This is a genomic window from Limnochorda sp., assembly GCF_047459355.1.
Classification (GTDB): Bacteria; Bacillota; Limnochordia; order Limnochordales; family Limnochordaceae; genus Limnochorda.
Genome location: NZ_VSCV01000019.1, coordinates 1 through 15,449, shown reverse-complemented (window position 1 = coordinate 15,449; position 15,449 = coordinate 1). Strand labels below are relative to the sequence as shown.

At 71.5% G+C, this 15,449-nt stretch carries 17 protein-coding genes and 1 pseudogene; 1 reads left to right on the top strand and 17 read right to left on the bottom strand.

The features are described from left to right. Positions 1–29: 29 nt before the first annotated feature. Genes FWJ67_RS07745 through FWJ67_RS07725 form a run of 5 tightly spaced genes read right to left on the bottom strand, consistent with a single transcriptional unit; the run spans position 30 to position 5,237 of the window. Positions 30–1,112, bottom strand: coding sequence for an S-layer homology domain-containing protein (locus tag FWJ67_RS07745; protein ID WP_414482680.1), 1,083 nt, complete (start codon positions 1,110–1,112; stop codon positions 30–32). Positions 1,113–1,145: 33 nt separating this feature from the next. After that, entirely contained in the window at positions 1,146–3,269 is a 2,124-nt protein-coding gene (locus tag FWJ67_RS07740) for a hypothetical protein (RefSeq protein WP_304171771.1), read from the bottom strand. A 5-nt stretch (positions 3,270–3,274) separates the two neighbouring features. Next, positions 3,275–4,186, bottom strand: a complete 912-nt coding sequence (locus tag FWJ67_RS07735) for a TonB family protein (protein ID WP_414482062.1) — start codon at positions 4,184–4,186, stop codon at positions 3,275–3,277. 35 nt (positions 4,187–4,221) lie between these two features. After that, positions 4,222–4,623, bottom strand: coding sequence for an ExbD/TolR family protein (locus tag FWJ67_RS07730; RefSeq protein WP_304171767.1), 402 nt, complete (start codon positions 4,621–4,623; stop codon positions 4,222–4,224). After that, the gene (locus tag FWJ67_RS07725) at positions 4,623–5,237 is read right to left on the bottom strand and encodes a MotA/TolQ/ExbB proton channel family protein (RefSeq protein ID WP_414482063.1); all 615 of its coding nucleotides are present in this window, start codon (positions 5,235–5,237) and stop codon (positions 4,623–4,625) included. The genes FWJ67_RS07730 and FWJ67_RS07725 overlap by 1 nt, the downstream gene beginning before the upstream one ends. A gap of 170 nt (positions 5,238–5,407) precedes the next feature. On the opposite strand from FWJ67_RS07725, the gene FWJ67_RS07720 reads away from it, so the two are divergent. Then, positions 5,408–5,683, top strand: coding sequence for a small, acid-soluble spore protein, alpha/beta type (locus FWJ67_RS07720; protein WP_304171763.1), 276 nt, complete (start codon positions 5,408–5,410; stop codon positions 5,681–5,683). Here the strand turns inward: FWJ67_RS07720 and FWJ67_RS07715 are convergent. The 12 genes and pseudogenes from FWJ67_RS07715 to FWJ67_RS07660 form a co-directional block, all read right to left on the bottom strand. Further along, entirely contained in the window at positions 5,631–6,170 is a 540-nt protein-coding gene (locus FWJ67_RS07715; RefSeq protein ID WP_304171761.1) for a GNAT family N-acetyltransferase, read from the bottom strand. The genes FWJ67_RS07720 and FWJ67_RS07715 overlap by 53 nt on opposite strands. Before the next feature lie 164 nt (positions 6,171–6,334). Continuing rightward, positions 6,335–7,189 carry a PHP domain-containing protein gene (locus FWJ67_RS07710; protein WP_304171759.1) on the bottom strand — a complete coding sequence of 285 codons (855 nt, stop codon included), beginning with the start codon at positions 7,187–7,189 and terminating at the stop codon, positions 6,335–6,337. Further along, entirely contained in the window at positions 7,186–7,941 is a 756-nt protein-coding gene (locus FWJ67_RS07705) for a sigma-70 family RNA polymerase sigma factor (protein WP_414482064.1), read from the bottom strand. The genes FWJ67_RS07710 and FWJ67_RS07705 overlap by 4 nt, the downstream gene beginning before the upstream one ends. Next, a complete protein-coding gene (spoIIAB, locus tag FWJ67_RS07700) occupies positions 7,938–8,396 on the bottom strand; it encodes an anti-sigma F factor (protein WP_304171755.1) in 459 nt (152 codons plus the stop codon). The genes FWJ67_RS07705 and spoIIAB overlap by 4 nt, the downstream gene beginning before the upstream one ends. Continuing rightward, entirely contained in the window at positions 8,396–8,776 is a 381-nt protein-coding gene (locus FWJ67_RS07695) for an anti-sigma factor antagonist (protein ID WP_414482065.1), read from the bottom strand. The genes spoIIAB and FWJ67_RS07695 overlap by 1 nt, the downstream gene beginning before the upstream one ends. A gap of 80 nt (positions 8,777–8,856) precedes the next feature. Beyond that, entirely contained in the window at positions 8,857–10,029 is a 1,173-nt protein-coding gene (locus tag FWJ67_RS07690; protein WP_304171751.1) for a D-alanyl-D-alanine carboxypeptidase family protein, read from the bottom strand. A gap of 72 nt (positions 10,030–10,101) precedes the next feature. After that, a complete protein-coding gene (locus tag FWJ67_RS07685; RefSeq protein WP_304171749.1) occupies positions 10,102–11,415 on the bottom strand; it encodes a thymidine phosphorylase in 1,314 nt (437 codons plus the stop codon). Continuing rightward, complete coding sequence (locus tag FWJ67_RS07680) at positions 11,402–12,628, bottom strand: phosphopentomutase (protein WP_414482069.1); 1,227 nt, start codon at positions 12,626–12,628, stop codon at positions 11,402–11,404. The genes FWJ67_RS07685 and FWJ67_RS07680 overlap by 14 nt, the downstream gene beginning before the upstream one ends. Positions 12,629–12,692: 64 nt before the next feature. Continuing rightward, positions 12,693–13,304: a stage II sporulation protein M gene (locus FWJ67_RS07675; protein WP_304171745.1), complete on the bottom strand. Its 612-nt coding sequence runs from the start codon at positions 13,302–13,304 to the stop codon at positions 12,693–12,695. Between the two features lie 79 nt (positions 13,305–13,383). Further along, positions 13,384–14,016, bottom strand: coding sequence for a histidine phosphatase family protein (locus tag FWJ67_RS07670; RefSeq protein WP_304171743.1), 633 nt, complete (start codon positions 14,014–14,016; stop codon positions 13,384–13,386). After that, complete coding sequence (locus tag FWJ67_RS07665) at positions 14,013–15,119, bottom strand: DUF3866 family protein (protein ID WP_304171741.1); 1,107 nt, start codon at positions 15,117–15,119, stop codon at positions 14,013–14,015. The genes FWJ67_RS07670 and FWJ67_RS07665 overlap by 4 nt, the downstream gene beginning before the upstream one ends. A 133-nt stretch (positions 15,120–15,252) precedes the next feature. After that, positions 15,253–15,449 (bottom strand): annotated as a pseudogene (locus tag FWJ67_RS07660) (hypothetical protein); the annotation flags it as partial.

Below are 15,449 nucleotides of genomic sequence, written 5' to 3'. Positions count from 1 at the left end.
GGCCTTGTGCGAGACGTCTCGTCGTGCGTTCAGTTGCCGCTGACCAGCGCCGCGATGATGGCCACCAGACCGGCCGCCACGCCGACAATGCTGGTGGTTCTGAGGCTCCGGGTCGCCTCCTCCGACTGGAGCCGGTAGGCGTCGAAGTCCCGCTGGAGGGAGGCGAGCTGGCGCTCCAGCTGGAGCTGGCGGGTCTGAACCCCGGCCACCGTGCCCGGCGTGCTCTGGAGCACGTCCAGCCGGTTCGCCAGATCCCGGATCTCGGCGAAGAGCTGGCTGTCGGCCCCCATCATCTCCTGCCGCTGCTGTTCCAGGCGGGCTTGAAGGGCTTCCCGCTCAGCCCGCTCCTGGGCGAGGCTGGTCTGCAGGGCCGCCACCTGCCCTTCCAACTCCGCCGTCAGCTGGGCCTGCTGGTTCAGGGCCTCGGAGGTGGCCTGGAGGCGGGAAGCCAGGTCGGCCAAGCTCTGGCCGATGTTGATCCCCTGAACGCCCAGGTCCCCCTCGATCTGGTTTTGGAACTCGGCCAGGCGCTGGTCCAGGGTGCCCGTCTGGAGCCCCAAGTCCTCCCGCAGCTGCTCCAGCTCCCGGGCCAGTGCCGCCACGTCTTGGCCTCGCTGAGCGGTGGCCTCCTCCAGCTCCCGGACCCGGGCCAGGATGCTGTCCAGAGCGCCGCCCGCGGCGGTGAGGGCCTCCACATCCGCGCTCAAGGCGGCCGTCCGCCGCTCCAGCTCCTCCCGGGCCGCATGCCAGGCGACCAGCTCCTCCTGGAACTCGGTGGCCAGGCGGGTCAGAAGCTCTTGGGTCTCCCGGGGGAGGGTTCCGCCCGTCTCCTCCACCTGGTCCAGCACCCGGGCCACCGCCACCGCGAAGGTGTACCGGTCCACGGGCCGGTCCCCGCGGAACATCTGGTTGTCTTCCAAAGTGAGGTAGCCTTCATTGATCAGGCGCTGCACCGCGGCGTAGGCCCAGTGGTCCGTGGGCACGTCCCGGATGGTCTGCGCCCAGGCCGGCCCGGGCACCAGCGCCAGCATGATCAGGGTGAGCACCGCTGCCACGCCCTGGCGCGCCCGGCTCCGGACCCGGCGTCGAAGGAGAAACACCTTCTCTTGCACCGTCTCCACTTCCTTTCCCGAGCACGAGCCCACCTAGGGCTCGACCGTCTTCCGATCCGCCAGCCAGACCTGGAGCTGCCCGTTGAGCTGAACCTGAGGGTCGCGGGACGCCCCGGCCTGGGCGGTGACGTCGACCGGCGCCCGCCCCGGGCCGGCAACCAGCTCCAAGCGCTCCAGGCGCACCTGGGCGGCATCCGAACCGACGGGCCAGAACCAGAAGGTGGCCAGGTTCCCCTTGGCCAGGGTCAAGGGCTCTGCCTCACCCAGGTGCCCAGCGAAGCGGACCCGCCCCGGCTGGGAGTGGTCCACCTGCCACTCCCGGAAGAGCTCCGACCGAGGGGCGCCCACCACGGCGTCCACGCGGCCCACCAGCACGTGCTCCAGGCGGAGCTGCTCCGGGTCGTAGCTGATCTCACCGGCCACGCCCCAAACGTTCCGCAGGTTGACACCCTGGAGGACCACCTCCACCCGCTGGTCGCCTACGGGGTTGGCTTGGCTGGAGATCGGCCGGCTCTCCAGGGTGACCCGCGCTTGGAGCGGCTCCACCTGGATCGCCCGCGACCCGGTCAGAGGCTCACCGGTGTTGGCCGCCTGCGCCCGGATGTTGTAGTAAAAATTCCCCCGCTCGAACTTTCCCGTCGGCCGCAGGTACCAGGTGAGGGTAACGGACTCCCCGGGCGCCAGCCGGGGAAGGAGCCGCTCCTCGGCGTTCCCCTGCTCGAGCCGCAGCTGATCCTGGACCGCCGGGGAGAGCCGGGCCACGATCCACTCGGCGGCAGACCCGCCGGTATTGGTCAGGGTGACCCGCACGGGGAAGCGGGGCGGATCATACCCTCCATCGGGCGCCTCACCCAGGCGGTCGGGGGCCTCCACCCGCATGGAGACCTGCGCGGGGGCGAGGACCTCCACCTCTCGCCGCCCCTCGTTGGATTCGGCGTTGGTAGCGTGCACCTGAACCCGGTAGGTGAAGGTGCCCACGGTCCCCTTGGGAATGCGCAGCTCCCAGCGGACCTGGCCCGTCCCGCCCGGAGGCAAGGTGCCCAGGCTCCGGCGGGCTTGGCCGGCGCCCCCTTCCACCTGGAAGGGATGGGGCGGCAGGATCTCCGCGGTGACGTTGAGCGCCTCACCCACGCCGGTGTTCTGCACGTAGGCCACCACCGTCAGGATCCGATCCTCGGTCTGGGAGCCCTCGATGGTCCGGGCCGAGGTGAGGCCCAGGGAGAGCTGGCCCGGCGCGATGTCAATCCCGCCCAAACCGTAATAGGTGACATACTCCCGCCCCTCGCCCGCGGCCAGAGGCTCCGGATCCCAGAAGATGGCCAGGGCCGAGTCCAGCTCAAACTCGCCCTTGCGGGTGAAGTCCCGCCCCGCCTGGAAGTCGAAGCTCCAGACGCCGTCGGCCAGGCTCCCCCAGTTGGTCATGTAGATCCGGTCGGGGGGCGTCTCCCCCGGATAGCGGAGGGTGCCCTGGGCCATCACCTGGGGCTGGCTGAGATCGTCGAAGGCCTGCCAAAACTCGGGAATGGCCGAGCCCACCAGCACCGTGTCGGTGGTGACGGCCCGCTCGCCCACCCGGAAGGGCGCGCCGTCGTTGGCGCCCAGCATGGTGTCCAGCATGATCCGCAACCCCACCTGGTGGGCGCGGGTGTCGGTGTTCTGGACCCGGTAGGCGATCCGGACCGTGTCCATCAGCCCGGTGGTGAGGCTTCGGGTGAAGCTGAGGACCTGGGTCACCTCCAGGGGCCCCAGCTGCCAGGCGGCGACGATGGCCTCCCCTTCCCGCTCGGGCAGCCGCACCGGCACGCCGTAGTTGGCGCTCCGGCCGGCCCGGCGCTGGGTCGGCCCGCCGAAGACCCAGCTCACCCCGTCGATCTGGACCGTGGTGTAGCTGGTCCAGGGCCCGGGATGGCGGGTCCCGTAGATGAGCGGCTTCTCGTCGTCCTCCGGCCGCTCCGGATCGCCACCGGTGGTGTAGATGGCGAAACGGCCCGTGTTCTCCTGGCTGGCGTTGACCAGAATCTCCACGTACTCGTTGGCCAAGGTGACCAGCTCAGCCTCGCCGTTCCCGTCAACCTTCGGCTGCGCGCCGGCCCTCCCTCCCGCGAGGAGGCTGATGGCCAGCACCGTGAGAAGAAGCGTCTGCCATCGCCGCTGCATCGGCATCATCTCTCCTGGAGGTACTCGGCGGCTCCTACCAGCTCCACGTGCCCCACAAACTGGTTGCCCTCCCTCTGGAACGTGACCCGGGCGTGCACCGCATAGGGGGCCGCCTGCCGCGATCCCGTCAGCCGCTGCTGCCGGGCCAGCACCGTGAGGGCCTGCAGGGCGTACTCATCCAGCACCCGGTGCCCTGAGAGCTGGACCGGCAGAATGCGCTGGACCCTCCCCGTCTCGTCCAGCTCCAGGCGGACCTCCACCGCCCCTTCCAAACCGAGGTTCTCCGCATTCTTGGGGTAGCCCAGGCTGCTGGTCCCCAGGTTGATGAGGGAGCCCGGCTCGCCCAAGGGGGGCAGGGCCGGCGGGCCTGGATCCTCCGGGACCGGCTCCGACGCCGGCTCGGGCGTGGGCGAGCTGCCCGCATCGGCCGGAGCCGCCCGCTCCCGGCTCTCGGCCGGGGCGGCGGTGCGGGTAGCGGGCTTGGGATCAGGTGCGGCCGCCGCCTGGGGCTTGGGGGCTTCCTGCACGGGATCGGCCCCCTGGGGGCTGGTCAGGGGGGTGTCGGCCGCGGTGGACGGGACCGGCGCCTGGATGGCCGGCTCAGGCTCGGGTTGGGCCTCGGCTGGGGGCGCAGGTTCCCGCTGGGGCCGGGGCTCAGCCGGCGGCTCGGGCTGGGGCGCCTGACGCTGGGCCGGAGCCGGGCGCCGTTCGGGGGCCACCCGTTGGGGTGTGGTCCGCTGGCTGGCCACCGGCTCATCCACCCGGACCACCTGGACCACGCCGCCGCTGAACAAGGAGGGAAGCTGGGCGCCCGCCCGGTTGGACAGCTGGGGCGCAAAGAGGAGCACGGCCATGTGGATCAAGACCGAGATGAGCAGAAACGTCCCCATCCGGGTCTCTTCCGGTTCCCGTCCCATGCTCTCCCCTCCTTCCCCGCCGCTGGCCGCCCCGCCTAGGTTTCCGTCCGTACCGCCAGGGCGAGCCGGTGGCCCCCGACAGCCCGCACATCATCGATGGCCTGCACGATCTGCTCGTAGCGGGCCCGCCGGTCGCCCCGGATGATGACCAGAAGATCAGGGCGGCTGGCCAAAGCCTGGCGGACCTCCGCCTGGAGCTGGGCCGAGGTGACCGCCCGGTCCCCCAGATAGGTCCGCCCGTCCTCCCGGATGGTGATGACCAGCTCGGCCGGCACGTTCTGGCGGGCGGTGGCGGCACTGGGGAGCTGGATGTCCAGACCGGCCGTCTCCGTCCGGAAGGTGGTGGTGACCACAAAAAAGAGCACCAAGAAGAACATGACATCGATCAGCGGGACGATGTTCACCCCGCCGACCCGACGCCTGGTCCGGCGGATCATCAGGCCACCCCCCGGTAGGAGTGCACCTCAAGAACCTCCGACACAGCCCGGTTCATCTCCTGGACCCGGCGGTCGATCATGCCGCTCAGCCAGTTGTGGACAAAAAGGGTGGGAATGGCGATGACCAGACCCGTGGCGGTGGTGATCAAGGCCTCCGCGATGCCCCCCGCCATGGCCGCCGGGTCGGTCACCCCCTGCATCCCCGACAGGACCTGGAAGGTGTCCATGATCCCCGTCACCGTGCCCAGAAGCCCCAGGAGGGGGGCCAACGCGGCGATGGTCTCGAGCCAATCCAGGCGCCGTTCCATCTTGTAGACCTCATCCTGGCCCGCATGCTCCAGCTGGTCCCGCAGCTCCCGGGTGGGCCGGTCATAGTTGGCCACGGCCACGGCCAAGACGGCCGCCACTGGCCCCCGATGCCGCTTGGTGATCTGGACCGCTTCCAAGAGCCGCTCCTGCTCCAACGCCAGATGGACCTCTTCCAAGAGCTCTTCGGTGTTGGTCCGGGTCCGCATCAGGTACCAGAACCGCTCGAGGAAGACGGCCAGGCCGATGAGCGAAAGGAGGAGCAGGGGGATCATCACTGGTCCGCCCTGGATGAAGATCTCAACCATCGCGCGCCCGCCTTTCCCGCTGCACTTGGGCCTCCTGACCAGCCCGTACTTCGACGGCGCGGGGAACCACTCCTTTCTAGAGGGCCCAATTGCTGGTGGTCATTGCTGGGAGATGAAGGGAGAAACTGAGGGGCAGATGGGTCGAAAACACGGGCCAGGGAGGAAGGGCCATGGGGTCTGGGAGGCGGGCCCGGAAAGGCGGCCGCGCCCAGGGGCGCGGGGAACCGTCACCCTGGGCGCAAGCCTTGGAGCGGGCCAAGTGGGAGGTGGCCCGGTCGCTGGGCGTGGATCAGGAGGTGGAGAGCGTGGGCTGGAGCGGCCTGCCGGCCCACCAGACGGGCCGCATCGGGGGGCGGCTGCGGGGCCGGCTCCGCCTCCAGCTGGCCCGCCAGATCAGGACGGGCGAGCCAGGCACCGGGCCAGACGATCCCGCTCCACCGTCATGAGGAGAATCTCTTTGGGGGCCCCATCGCTTCCTTTCCGGACCAGCCGGCCTTCGGGACGGAAACCGCTCTTCAAGTAACACCGGATCGCCCGAAGGTTGAAGGTGAAGACCCGCAAGTAGACCCGCTCTAGGCCCAGATCTTCGAACGCGTGGCGGACGATGAGCTGGACCGCCTCCGTGCCGTACCCGCGGTTCCAGTAGGCCTTCTCGCCAATGCGGATGCGGAGTTCTGCCTCCCGGGCCCGCCAGCTGATCTCTCCCAAGGCGATGTCGCCAATGGCCAGGCCATCTCGGGTTTCGATGATGAACTGGCGACTCCGGCGGTCCCGGAGGGTGCGCTGGTACCAGCGCCGCCCTTCCCCGGGCTCTTCGGGGTACTCGCCCTCCATCAGCTCGCGAAGCTCGGGATCATTGGTCCAGCGGATGATGGACTCCAGGTCGTCTGGGCGCACGGGGCGCAGGTGGACCCGGGGGCCGCGATGCTCCATGGTGAGCCACCCTTTCTGCGACGAAGGCTGCGTTGAGTGGTGTGTTGACGGCGGCGGCCCGGGGAGAGCCCAAGCCTCTCCCCGACAGGTGGCTGTCGTCCTTGGGGTCTTCCGGATGGGGTCACGGAACCCTGCTGGCAAAGGGTGTTAGCCGTGGGAGGGTGTCACGGGCGCCGGGAGGGCCGGGTTGCCACGCGGCGCAGGCCCTCCACCCACGCCAGGGGAACCCGGACGGCCCCCGGTTGATCCTCGGGCCGCTCCCGGCCGTGGGCGTCCGAGCCGCCCGTGGGCAGGAGATCCCACTCCTGGGCCAAGCGGAGGTAGTGGGCCTCCTGCTGGGAGTCGTGGGCGGGGTGGACCACCTCCAGGCCGGCCAGCCCCTGGGCCTTCCACGCGGGGATGAGGTGGTCCACCTGGGCCAGCCCCGGGTGGGCCAAGACGGGCACGCCGCCCGCGGCGGCGATGAGGCCGATCCCCTCCTGGACGGTGAGGCGCGCCTGGGGCACGTACGCCGGCCGGCCCTCGGCCAGGAACTGGTCAAAGGCCTGGCCCATGCTGGCCACATGGCCCGCCTCCACCAGGGCCCGGGCCAGGTGGACCCGGCCGACCGTTCCCTGCCCGGCCAGCTCCCGCACCCGGGCCCAGGAGATGGGATAGCCCAAGGCCGCGAGCCGGCGGGCCATGAGGCGGGCCCGCTGCCAGCGGGCCTCCTGCTGCCGCTGGAGTTCGCGGAGGAGGGGCGGGGCGGCCACATCGACAAAGTAGCCCAGGAGGTGGATCTCTTGGGCGCCCCAGGCGGTGGAGAGCTCCAACGCCGGGACCACTTCCAGCCCCAGAGCCCGGGCCCTCTGCCGCGCGGGCTCCACGCCCGCGACGGTGTCGTGGTCCGTCAAGGCGACCACGTGCAACCCCTGCCGGGCCGCCAGCTCCACCACCTGCCACGGCTCCAGCTGCCCGTCGGAGACGGTGGAATGGCAGTGGAGGTCGGCCAGGCGCTGCTCCTCAGTCCGGGCCCTCATTCCCCTGCCTCCTGGAAGGGGCCCAGCGCTCGGAGCTTGGCCAGGCAGGCCCGCTCGATCCGGGAGACCTGGGGCTGGGAGAGGCCCAGGCAGGCGGCCACCTCCTGCTGGTTGCGTCCTTCCCAGAAGCGGAGCCGGAGGATGATCCGCTCCCGCGGGGTCAAGCGCTCCAGCGCCTGGGCGACCACCAGCCGCTGGGCCCAGGCCTCTTCCTCCTCGCCACCGGCCAGGGCCTCGCCCAGGAGCCGGTCCTCCCCCGGCGCCACCGGCTCATCCAACGAACGGGGTTCCCGCAGGGCCTCCAAGGCTTGGAAGGCTTCGTCGGGCTCCACCCCCACCTCCGCGGCCAGCTCACCCAAGGTGGGCGAGCGGCCCAAGGCCTGGGTCAGGCGGGCCTGGGCCGCCTCCAGGCGGCGGCCCAGCGCCTCCAGGCGGCGACCCGCCCTCAGCCCCCGCTCGTTCTGGAGGAAAGCGCGGATCTCCCCCACGATGAAGGGGACGGCGTAGGTGGAGAAGCGGTAGCCCCGGTCGGGATCGAAGCCTTGCAGGGCTTGCAGGAGCCCGACGGTGCCCGATTGGACCAGCTCCTCCAGGTCGATCCCGCCCCGCCGGAAGCGGCCGGCGATCTCGCGGACCAGGGGCAGGTGGCGCAGGGCCAGCTGCTGGCGGGCCTTCCCGTCGCCCGCCCGGGCCCGCCGGTAGAGGGCCGCCTCCTCGGGGGCCAGCTCCGCGCCTGGGGCCGTCCCGGTCATTCCCGGTGGACCGCCGCCATCTGCGGCCGCTTGGTAAAGGTGACCACCGTCCCCTGCCCCGGCGCCGAGTTCACCTCCAGGCGGTCGGCGTACTCGTTGATGAAGGTCAAGCCCAGGCCCAGGTGCTCCCCCGGGCGGGTGGTGAAACTCGCTTCGCAGGCCCGGGCCACATCCTCGATCCCCCGCCCCTGGTCGGCCACCCGAACCACCAGCTCCCCCTGGGGGGTGACGGTCGCCTCCACCCGGACGGGGCCCGGCCCTTCGGGGTACGCGTGGACCACCACGTTGGAGACAGCCTCCGAGACGGCCACCTTGATCTCCTCCAGCTCATCCAGGGTGAAGTCGAGCCGGGAGGCGAAGAGGGCGACGGCCGCCCGGGCGAAGCCCACGTTCTCCGGCAGACTGGGAAACTCCAAATGGACGGTGTTGGCCACCGCCGATGCGCCGTGCGCCATCACCCATCTCCCTCCAGGGACCGGACCGCCTCGTCCACCGACTCGGCCGCCGTCGTCAACTTCCCGTACCCGGCCAGGCGCAACGCCCGAGCCACTGGGGGCGTCGGGCGGACCACCGCCACCCGGCCCCCCTGGGCCGTCACCCACCGGTAGAGCTCAAAGAGCACCCCCAGGCCCGAGCTGTCCACAAAGCGGAGGCGGCGGAGGTCCAAGACCAGATGCCGCCTCCCCCGCCGCCCCGCCAGCTCGGCGGGGAAGGCGTTCCGGACCTGATGGGCCGTCGACAAATCCAGCTCGCCTGCCAGCCGGAGGACCGTGCACGCTCCCCGGCCGTAGCGGAGCACCTCCAAACCCGTGGTCTCTGTGGGTATGCCCGCCACCCCCAGGCTCCTGGTAGCCAGAGGATTCGCAAGGCGGGCCACCGACTCCTGCCGCCGCTGTCGGAAAAGTATGATGAGGCTTACCGGCCGAAGAGGGCGTCCACCGCCTGCCGGGTTACCCGCCAGACCAGGCTCCCCACCCCAGCACGCGCCACATCTTGGGCGGCCACCAGGGAAACCCGCCCCACTTCCCGGCCCTCCAGGCGGACGATCAACTCCCCCACGGGCTGGCCTGCCTGCACCGGCGCCGCCTGGGGCCGGAGGAGGACCTCCCGCTCGGGAGCGGCCTGGCTCTCCCGGGGCAAGGTGACGTGAAAGGCCTGGGCCGCCACCGCCTCCACCCGCTCCTGGACCCCCCGCTCCACGGCCACCTCCCCCAGCACCTGGCCCGCCTCGGCCACCACCGCTGCCCGGTACCGGCTGAACCCGTAGTTGAGGAGCCGGGTGACGTCCGCCTGCCGGTCGGCCCGGGTGGGCGCGCCCAGGGTGACGGCGATGAGCCGCAGGTGGTCCCGTTCCGCGGTGGCGGCGATGCAGTAACCCGCCTCGCTGGTGTGGCCCGTCTTGATGCCATCCAGCCCCGGATAGCGGCGGAGGAGGTCGTTGTAGGAGTAGAGCTGGACCTCGGCTTCGGTCCCCTCCCGGACGGTGTAGGGCCCGTAGGTGGAGGTGAGCTCGAGGAAGTGGGGGAGGGTGAGGGCGTGCCGGGCTAGGATGGCCAGGTCGGCCGCGCTGGCCACATGGGGACCCGGCTGGCCCAGGGCTTCCGGCGGCAGGCCGCTGGGGTTGGCGAACTGGGTGTTGGTCATGCCCAACTCTCGGGCCCGGGCGTTCATCTGCTCGACGAAGGCCGCCTCGCTCCCGGCCAGGTGCTCGGCCAAAGCAACGGCCGCGTCGTTGGCCGAGCCGACGGCCACCGCGTAGAGCAGGTCCCGGAAGCTCATCTGCTCGCCGGGCTCCAGCCAGATCTGGGTCCCGCCCATGGAGGCCGCATGCTCGCTGGCGGCGATCAGGTCGTCCCAGTCCACCCGGCCTGAATGGAGGGCCTCTAGGGCGAGGACCATGGTCATGATCTTGGTCACGCTCGCGGGCGGCAGCGGCTCATGCTCATTATGACCGAACAGGACAGCGCCGCTCTGGGCGTCGATGAGGATGGCCGCCTTGGAGCGGAGCTCCAGATCCTGGGCCTGGAGCCCGCCCGCAAGCAGGAGGATCAGCGCCGCCACCAGCCAGGCAGACCAGCTTCGGCCCACCGGATCCACCTCCCGGGGGTTGGGGCAAGACCCCATGAAACCTGGTCTACCCTATGCCCCCGGGAGGGGGGCCTATGTCCCGCTGGCGACCCGCTGGCGGATGAGGGGCGGCGGCTCCACCGGCGCCTCGCCCAGGCGGAAGGCGGCCGCCACCCGGGCCCGGATCCCCTCGGCCTGCGCCTCACTCCGGGCGTGGATCCAGGCCAAGGGCTCCCCTGCCTCCACCCGCTCGCCCACCTTCCGGACCACCTCCAGGCCCACGGCCAGGTCGATGGGCGCGCCGGGCCGGTCCCGCCCAGCTCCGAGGGCCATGCTGGCCAGCCCCAGCTCCCGGGTGGCGATGGCCTGGACGTAACCCGCCCGGGGCGCCTCCACGGGGAGACGGACCTCCGCCCGGGGCAGGAGGTCGGGGTTCTCCACCACCTCCGGATCGCCACCTTGTGCGGCGATCATCCGCTGGAACCGGGCGGCCGCCTCGCCCGAGTCGAGCAGCCGCTCCAGGAGGCTCCGGGCCTTCCCCTCATCGGCCTCCACCCCGGCCAGGCGGACCATCTCCGCGCCCAGGACCAAGACCAGCTCCCGCAGGTCCGCGGGCCCGCCCCCCTGGAGGGTCTCGATGGCCTCCCGCACCTCCAGCGCGTTCCCCACGGCCACACCCAGGGGCTGGTCCATGGAGGTCAGATACGCGACGGCCTGCCTGCCGGCCTCATGGGCGACGGCGACGCAGGTTCGGGCCAGGGCCAGAGCATCCTCCTCGCGGGTGAGGAAGGCGCCCTCCCCCACCTTCACATCGAGGACGAAGGCATCCGCCCCGCCGGCCAGCTTCTTGCTCATGATGGAGGCGGCGATCAGCGGCACGCTGTCCACGGTGGCCGTGGCGTCCCGCAGCGCGTACAGCTTCTTGTCCGCCGGGGCCAGGTCCACCCCGGCGCTGGCCACCGCCACCCCCACCTCGCGGACCACGTCCAAGAACTCCGAGAGGCTGAGCTCCACCCGCAGCCCCGGGATGCTCTCCAGCTTGTCCAGGGTCCCACCCGTGTGGCCCAAGGCCCTCCCTGAGAGCTTGGCCACCGGAGCCCCGGCCGCGGCCACCAGGGGGGCGACGACCAGGGTGGTCTTGTCGCCCACGCCGCCGCTGGAGTGCTTGTCCACCTTGATGCCAGGCAGTGAACTCAGGTCCACCTGGCGCCCCGACCGGGCCATGGCCAGGGTCAGGGCGGCCGTCTCCCGGTCACTCATCCCCCGGAAGAGGATGGCCATCAAGAGCGCGGCGCTCTGGGCGTCGGTGAAGCTTCCGTCGGTGACCCCTTGGATCCACTGCTCGATCTCGTCCGTCGTCAGCTCGTGGCCGGTCCGCTTCTTCAGGATCAGCTCATACGGCCGCACCATGCTTCCTCCCCTCGGGGAGCTGGCTCAGGAAGCTCGTTCCCTCATCCAGCGGCCCGACGCCGAACCCCTCGGCGAGGGTCGCCCCCAGGTCGGCGAAGGTCGCCCGGGTCCCCAGGGAGACGCCCCGATAGCCCGGGGCGTACCAGAGGACGGGGACGTACTCCCGGGAGTGGTCGGTGGAGGGCGTGGTGGGGTCACACCCGTGATCGGCGGTGATGATGAAGCGGTCCTCAGGCCCCAAGGCCTCCAGGATCCGGGGCAGGAAGCGGTCCACCGCCTCCAGCCCCGCCGCGTACGCCTGAACGTCGTTCCGATGGCCCCACAGGGTGTCGAAGTCGACGCAGTTGGCGAAGATCAGGCCCGGCTCGGAAGCGGTCCGGATCAGCTCCAAGGTGGCCTCCAGCACCTCTTGGTTGTTGGGCGCGGCCACCTTGTTGGTGATGCCCCGGCCGGCGAAGATGTCGGAGATCTTCCCCACCGCGTGGACAGCCAAGCCGGCCTCCTGGAGCCGGTCGAGGAGGGTCGGACGGGGCGGGGCGAGGCTGAAGTCCCGCCGGTTGGTGGTGCGCCGGTAGACCTGCCGGACCCCGTCGGGCCCCTCTTCGGGGAAGGGCCCCAGGAAAGGCCGGGCGATCACCCGGCCGACGGCGTGCTCGCCCTGGAGGATTTCCCGCGCGATCTGGCACATGCGGTAGAGCTCCTCGAGGGGGATCACCTCTTCGTGGGCCGCGATCTGGAAGACGCTGTCCGCGGAGGTGTAGACGATGGGCGAGCCCGTCCGGACATGCTCGTCCCCCAGCTCTTGGATGATGACCGTCCCCGAGGCGGGCCGGTTCCCCAGGACCTTCCGGCCGATGGCCGCCTCAAACCGCTCGATCACCTCGGGAGGGAACCCGTCCGGGTAGGTGGGCATGGGCCGGTCCAAGGTGCAGCCCATCAGCTCCCAGTGACCCGTGGTCGTGTCCTTCCCCGGGGCGCGTTCCGCCATCCGGCCGTAGGAGGCGAGAGGCTCGGGAACTGCCTCCAGCCCCGGGCCGGAGACCAGGTGCCCCAAACCCAGCTGATTGAGGGTGGGCACCTTCAACCCGCCGACGGCGCGGGCTGTGTTCCCCACGGTGTTGGAACCCTCATCCCCATACCGGTCGGCATCGGGCAGGGCGCCGATGCCGACGCTGTCCAAAACTAAGACCACCGCACGCTTCCAGGCCATGCCGTCCATGGATGGTCACGCTCCTCGGCCCCCCATTCGTCACCGCTCGCGACGGCTCCTGCTGTCATCCCAGAAGCTCCAGCGTCCAGGTGAGCAGCCGGGGGGTGAGATAGGCTTCCACGTAACTGGCGCCCACCAGAAGCAGGGTCGCCCCCAACGCCGCGAGGCCGTCGGCCAGAAGGGGCCCCCGGGGCTGGGGCCGGCCCCGCCACAGGCTCACGAAGATCCGGGCGGAGAGGCGGGCCAGCGCGGCGGCCAGGAGGGCCAGCGCGGGCAGCGCCACCAGATTGTGGGGCAGCAGGGTGAGGAGGGCCGCCCGCCGGCCGCTCCCGGCCCATCCCCAGAGGAAGGCGGCGGCGAAGCCCACCTGGAAGCCCCGCCAGAGCACGATGGCCCAGACCAAGGGGAAGCCGGCCAGGGAGAGCCCCAGAAGCCACGCGGGGAGCGCGCTCTCCAGGAGGTTCCGCCGGAGCGCGGCCGCGAGGACCTCTTGACCGGGTGCAAGCCCGCCCGCGGGGAGCGTGAGGCGGCCTGCCGCCTCGCGCCGGACCGGTTCCGGGAGGCTGAGCGCGCCCACCACGCCCGCCACCAGGGAGACCAGCAGCAGGGCCTCAGCCAGAAGGAGCCAAGGCCCGAAGGGCCGTCCTGGTCTGGGCCGGGGCCACCCCTTCCGCATGCCCTCCCCTCCCCCGGTCCCGGCGCCACTCCCGCGGCCGGGCCCGTCCGAGGCTAGGTCTACGCGGAAGAGGAGCCCCTCATGCCTCGCGAGGGTCCAGCACCGCTGGTTCGATCTCCAGGTGGCCGATGTCGTTCAAGCGCTCCAGCCGGACCCGCTCGGGGCCCAGGCGGATAACCGTCAAGCCGGTGTTGAAGAGGAAGAGCTTGGGACCCGAACCATCGGGCCAGCCCAAGAGGTGCCGGAGGATGGCCCGAAGGGTCCCCCCGTGGGAGACGATCAAGACCCGCCCCCCCTCCTCCCGCAGCTCCTCCACCACCGGGAGGGCTCGCCGGGCCACATCGGCCAGGGACTCGCCCCCGGGCGGCCGGAAGGTCCAGGGCTCTTCCCGCCAGCGGCGGGCGCCCTCCGGATCCCGGGCCTCCACCTCCTCCCGGGTCAGGCCTTCCCACTCGCCGAAGTTCCGCTCCCGCAGGCGCTCATCCAGCTCCAGGGGGATCGCCCGGTCGCCCAGGGCGAGCCTGGCCGTCTCTTGGGCCCGGACCAGGTCGCTGGCGATGGCCCGGTCGATCCGCCAGCGGGCCAGCCGGGCGCCCAGCCGGCGGGCCTGCGCCACCCCGTGGTCATTCAGCTCGATGTCGCTGTGTCCTTGAATGCGCATGGTCCGGTTCCAGTCGGTCTCGCCGTGGCGGACCAAGTAAAGAAGGGTCAAACGTTCAAGCCTCCTTGACGTTGCCGTGCTCGCCGCCCCGCCTCCCACCCGGCCGCCAGGGCCGCCTCGAAGAAAGCCCGCTCCTTATCCACACCCCGGCCCATGGTGCTCGCCTCCGGCTCCTGGGCCAGCCGCTGGATCAACCGCTCCGGGACCGGCAGATGGACCAGCCTGTGGCGTCGGAGGACCCCCGCCTCCCAGAGCTGGCGGTACCAGAGCCGGCGTTCTTCCAAAGGCCGCAAGGGGAGAACCACCGTAGCGGGCCGCGCGGCCACCTGCCCCAGGGCGGTGAGGGTGTGGTGGCTCACCCCCTGGTGCCGGGATCGAGGATCGTGCTGGCCCAGCCGGACCACCGCGATGGGGTCGCCCCCCAGGGCGGCCACCAGGTCGAGGAGGCTTCCCTGCTCCAACGCGGTATGCCCCCAGCGGGAGCCGGTGCCCACAATCCCGGGGCCCATCATCACCACCGCCCCGGCCGCGCCCAGCACGGAGCGGGCCGCCACCAGGCCGCTGGCCGGATGGACCGCTTCCAGATCACCGCCGAAGGCGTGCCCGCAGGTGACCACCCCAGCCAGCAGGCCCTGCTCGCGCAAACGGGCGGCCGAGCGGCTGAGGAAGGCAGGGAGGGCCGCCCCATCGGTCATCACGTAGGCCAGCGACAACCCACCGCTGGCCGCCTGGAAGGCCAGGGCCACGGGCAGGAGTTGGGAGTGGAGGGCGCCCACCACCACCGGCAGCCCCTCCAGGCTCCCCTCCCCCACTCGCTCCGGGTGGGCCTCCTCCACCGCCTCCACGGCCAACTGCCAGGGGGTGTAGCGGAGCTTCATGATCCGTCCGGGCAGAGGGCCCGGCGCCGGCGGCCGCGCCACCACCGCGGCCACCAGGTGGAAGCCGCCGCTGCCTAAGCCCAACTCCACCGCGGCTGTGTTCACCCAGACCCGGTCGCCGGCCTGGACCGGCCCGGTCAAGGAGGGATAGCAGAGGGCCTCCGCCGCCCCGGCCTCATCCTCCACCTGGACCAGACAGCGCTGGCGCTCCGGCCCGTCTTCCAGGAGACGGACCACCTGCGCGGGCTTGAGCTGCAGGCGTGCTGTGGCCGCCACCGCCTCGCTCCTTCCTGGGCCGGGCGACGAGGCCAGAATAAGGAAAAGAAGCAGGCACCGAGGTACCTGCTCTCCATCCGGCCCTCAGGCACCCCTGGAGGGCCTCCTGGGCCCTTGATGATCCGGACCCGGGCTACCGTGACCGGGAGCGCCCGCCCCCGTCCCGGGGCCGGTTCCGATCGCCGTCCCGCTGGGAGGACCGCCGGGCCTCGCCTCCACGCGGCCGCCCGCCGCCCCGCTCGCTCCGGACCTCCCGCTCATGCTGTCCGTTGGCGGCGAAGCGAGCCTCCTCGTCGGCCCACTCCTCGGGCGTGAGGGCATCCTTCCGGG

Bases quoted from the DNA above. Each gene is read 5' to 3' on its own strand.
- FWJ67_RS07740 (WP_304171771.1), bottom strand. From the start codon at position 3,269: ATGCAGCGGCGATGGCAGACGCTTCTTCTCACGGTGCTGGCCATCAGC.
- FWJ67_RS07735 (WP_414482062.1), bottom strand. From the start codon at position 4,186: ATGGGACGGGAACCGGAAGAGACCCGGATGGGGACGTTTCTGCTCATC.
- FWJ67_RS07730 (WP_304171767.1), bottom strand. From the start codon at position 4,623: ATGATCCGCCGGACCAGGCGTCGGGTCGGCGGGGTGAACATCGTCCCG.
- FWJ67_RS07725 (WP_414482063.1), bottom strand. From the start codon at position 5,237: ATGGTTGAGATCTTCATCCAGGGCGGACCAGTGATGATCCCCCTGCTC.
- FWJ67_RS07720 (WP_304171763.1), top strand. From the start codon at position 5,408: ATGGGGTCTGGGAGGCGGGCCCGGAAAGGCGGCCGCGCCCAGGGGCGC.
- FWJ67_RS07715 (WP_304171761.1), bottom strand. From the start codon at position 6,170: ATGGAGCATCGCGGCCCCCGGGTCCACCTGCGCCCCGTGCGCCCAGAC.
- FWJ67_RS07710 (WP_304171759.1), bottom strand. From the start codon at position 7,189: ATGAGGGCCCGGACTGAGGAGCAGCGCCTGGCCGACCTCCACTGCCAT.
- FWJ67_RS07705 (WP_414482064.1), bottom strand. From the start codon at position 7,941: ATGACCGGGACGGCCCCAGGCGCGGAGCTGGCCCCCGAGGAGGCGGCC.
- spoIIAB (WP_304171755.1), bottom strand. From the start codon at position 8,396: ATGGCGCACGGCGCATCGGCGGTGGCCAACACCGTCCATTTGGAGTTT.
- FWJ67_RS07680 (WP_414482069.1), bottom strand. From the start codon at position 12,628: ATGGCCTGGAAGCGTGCGGTGGTCTTAGTTTTGGACAGCGTCGGCATC.
- FWJ67_RS07675 (WP_304171745.1), bottom strand. From the start codon at position 13,304: ATGCGGAAGGGGTGGCCCCGGCCCAGACCAGGACGGCCCTTCGGGCCT.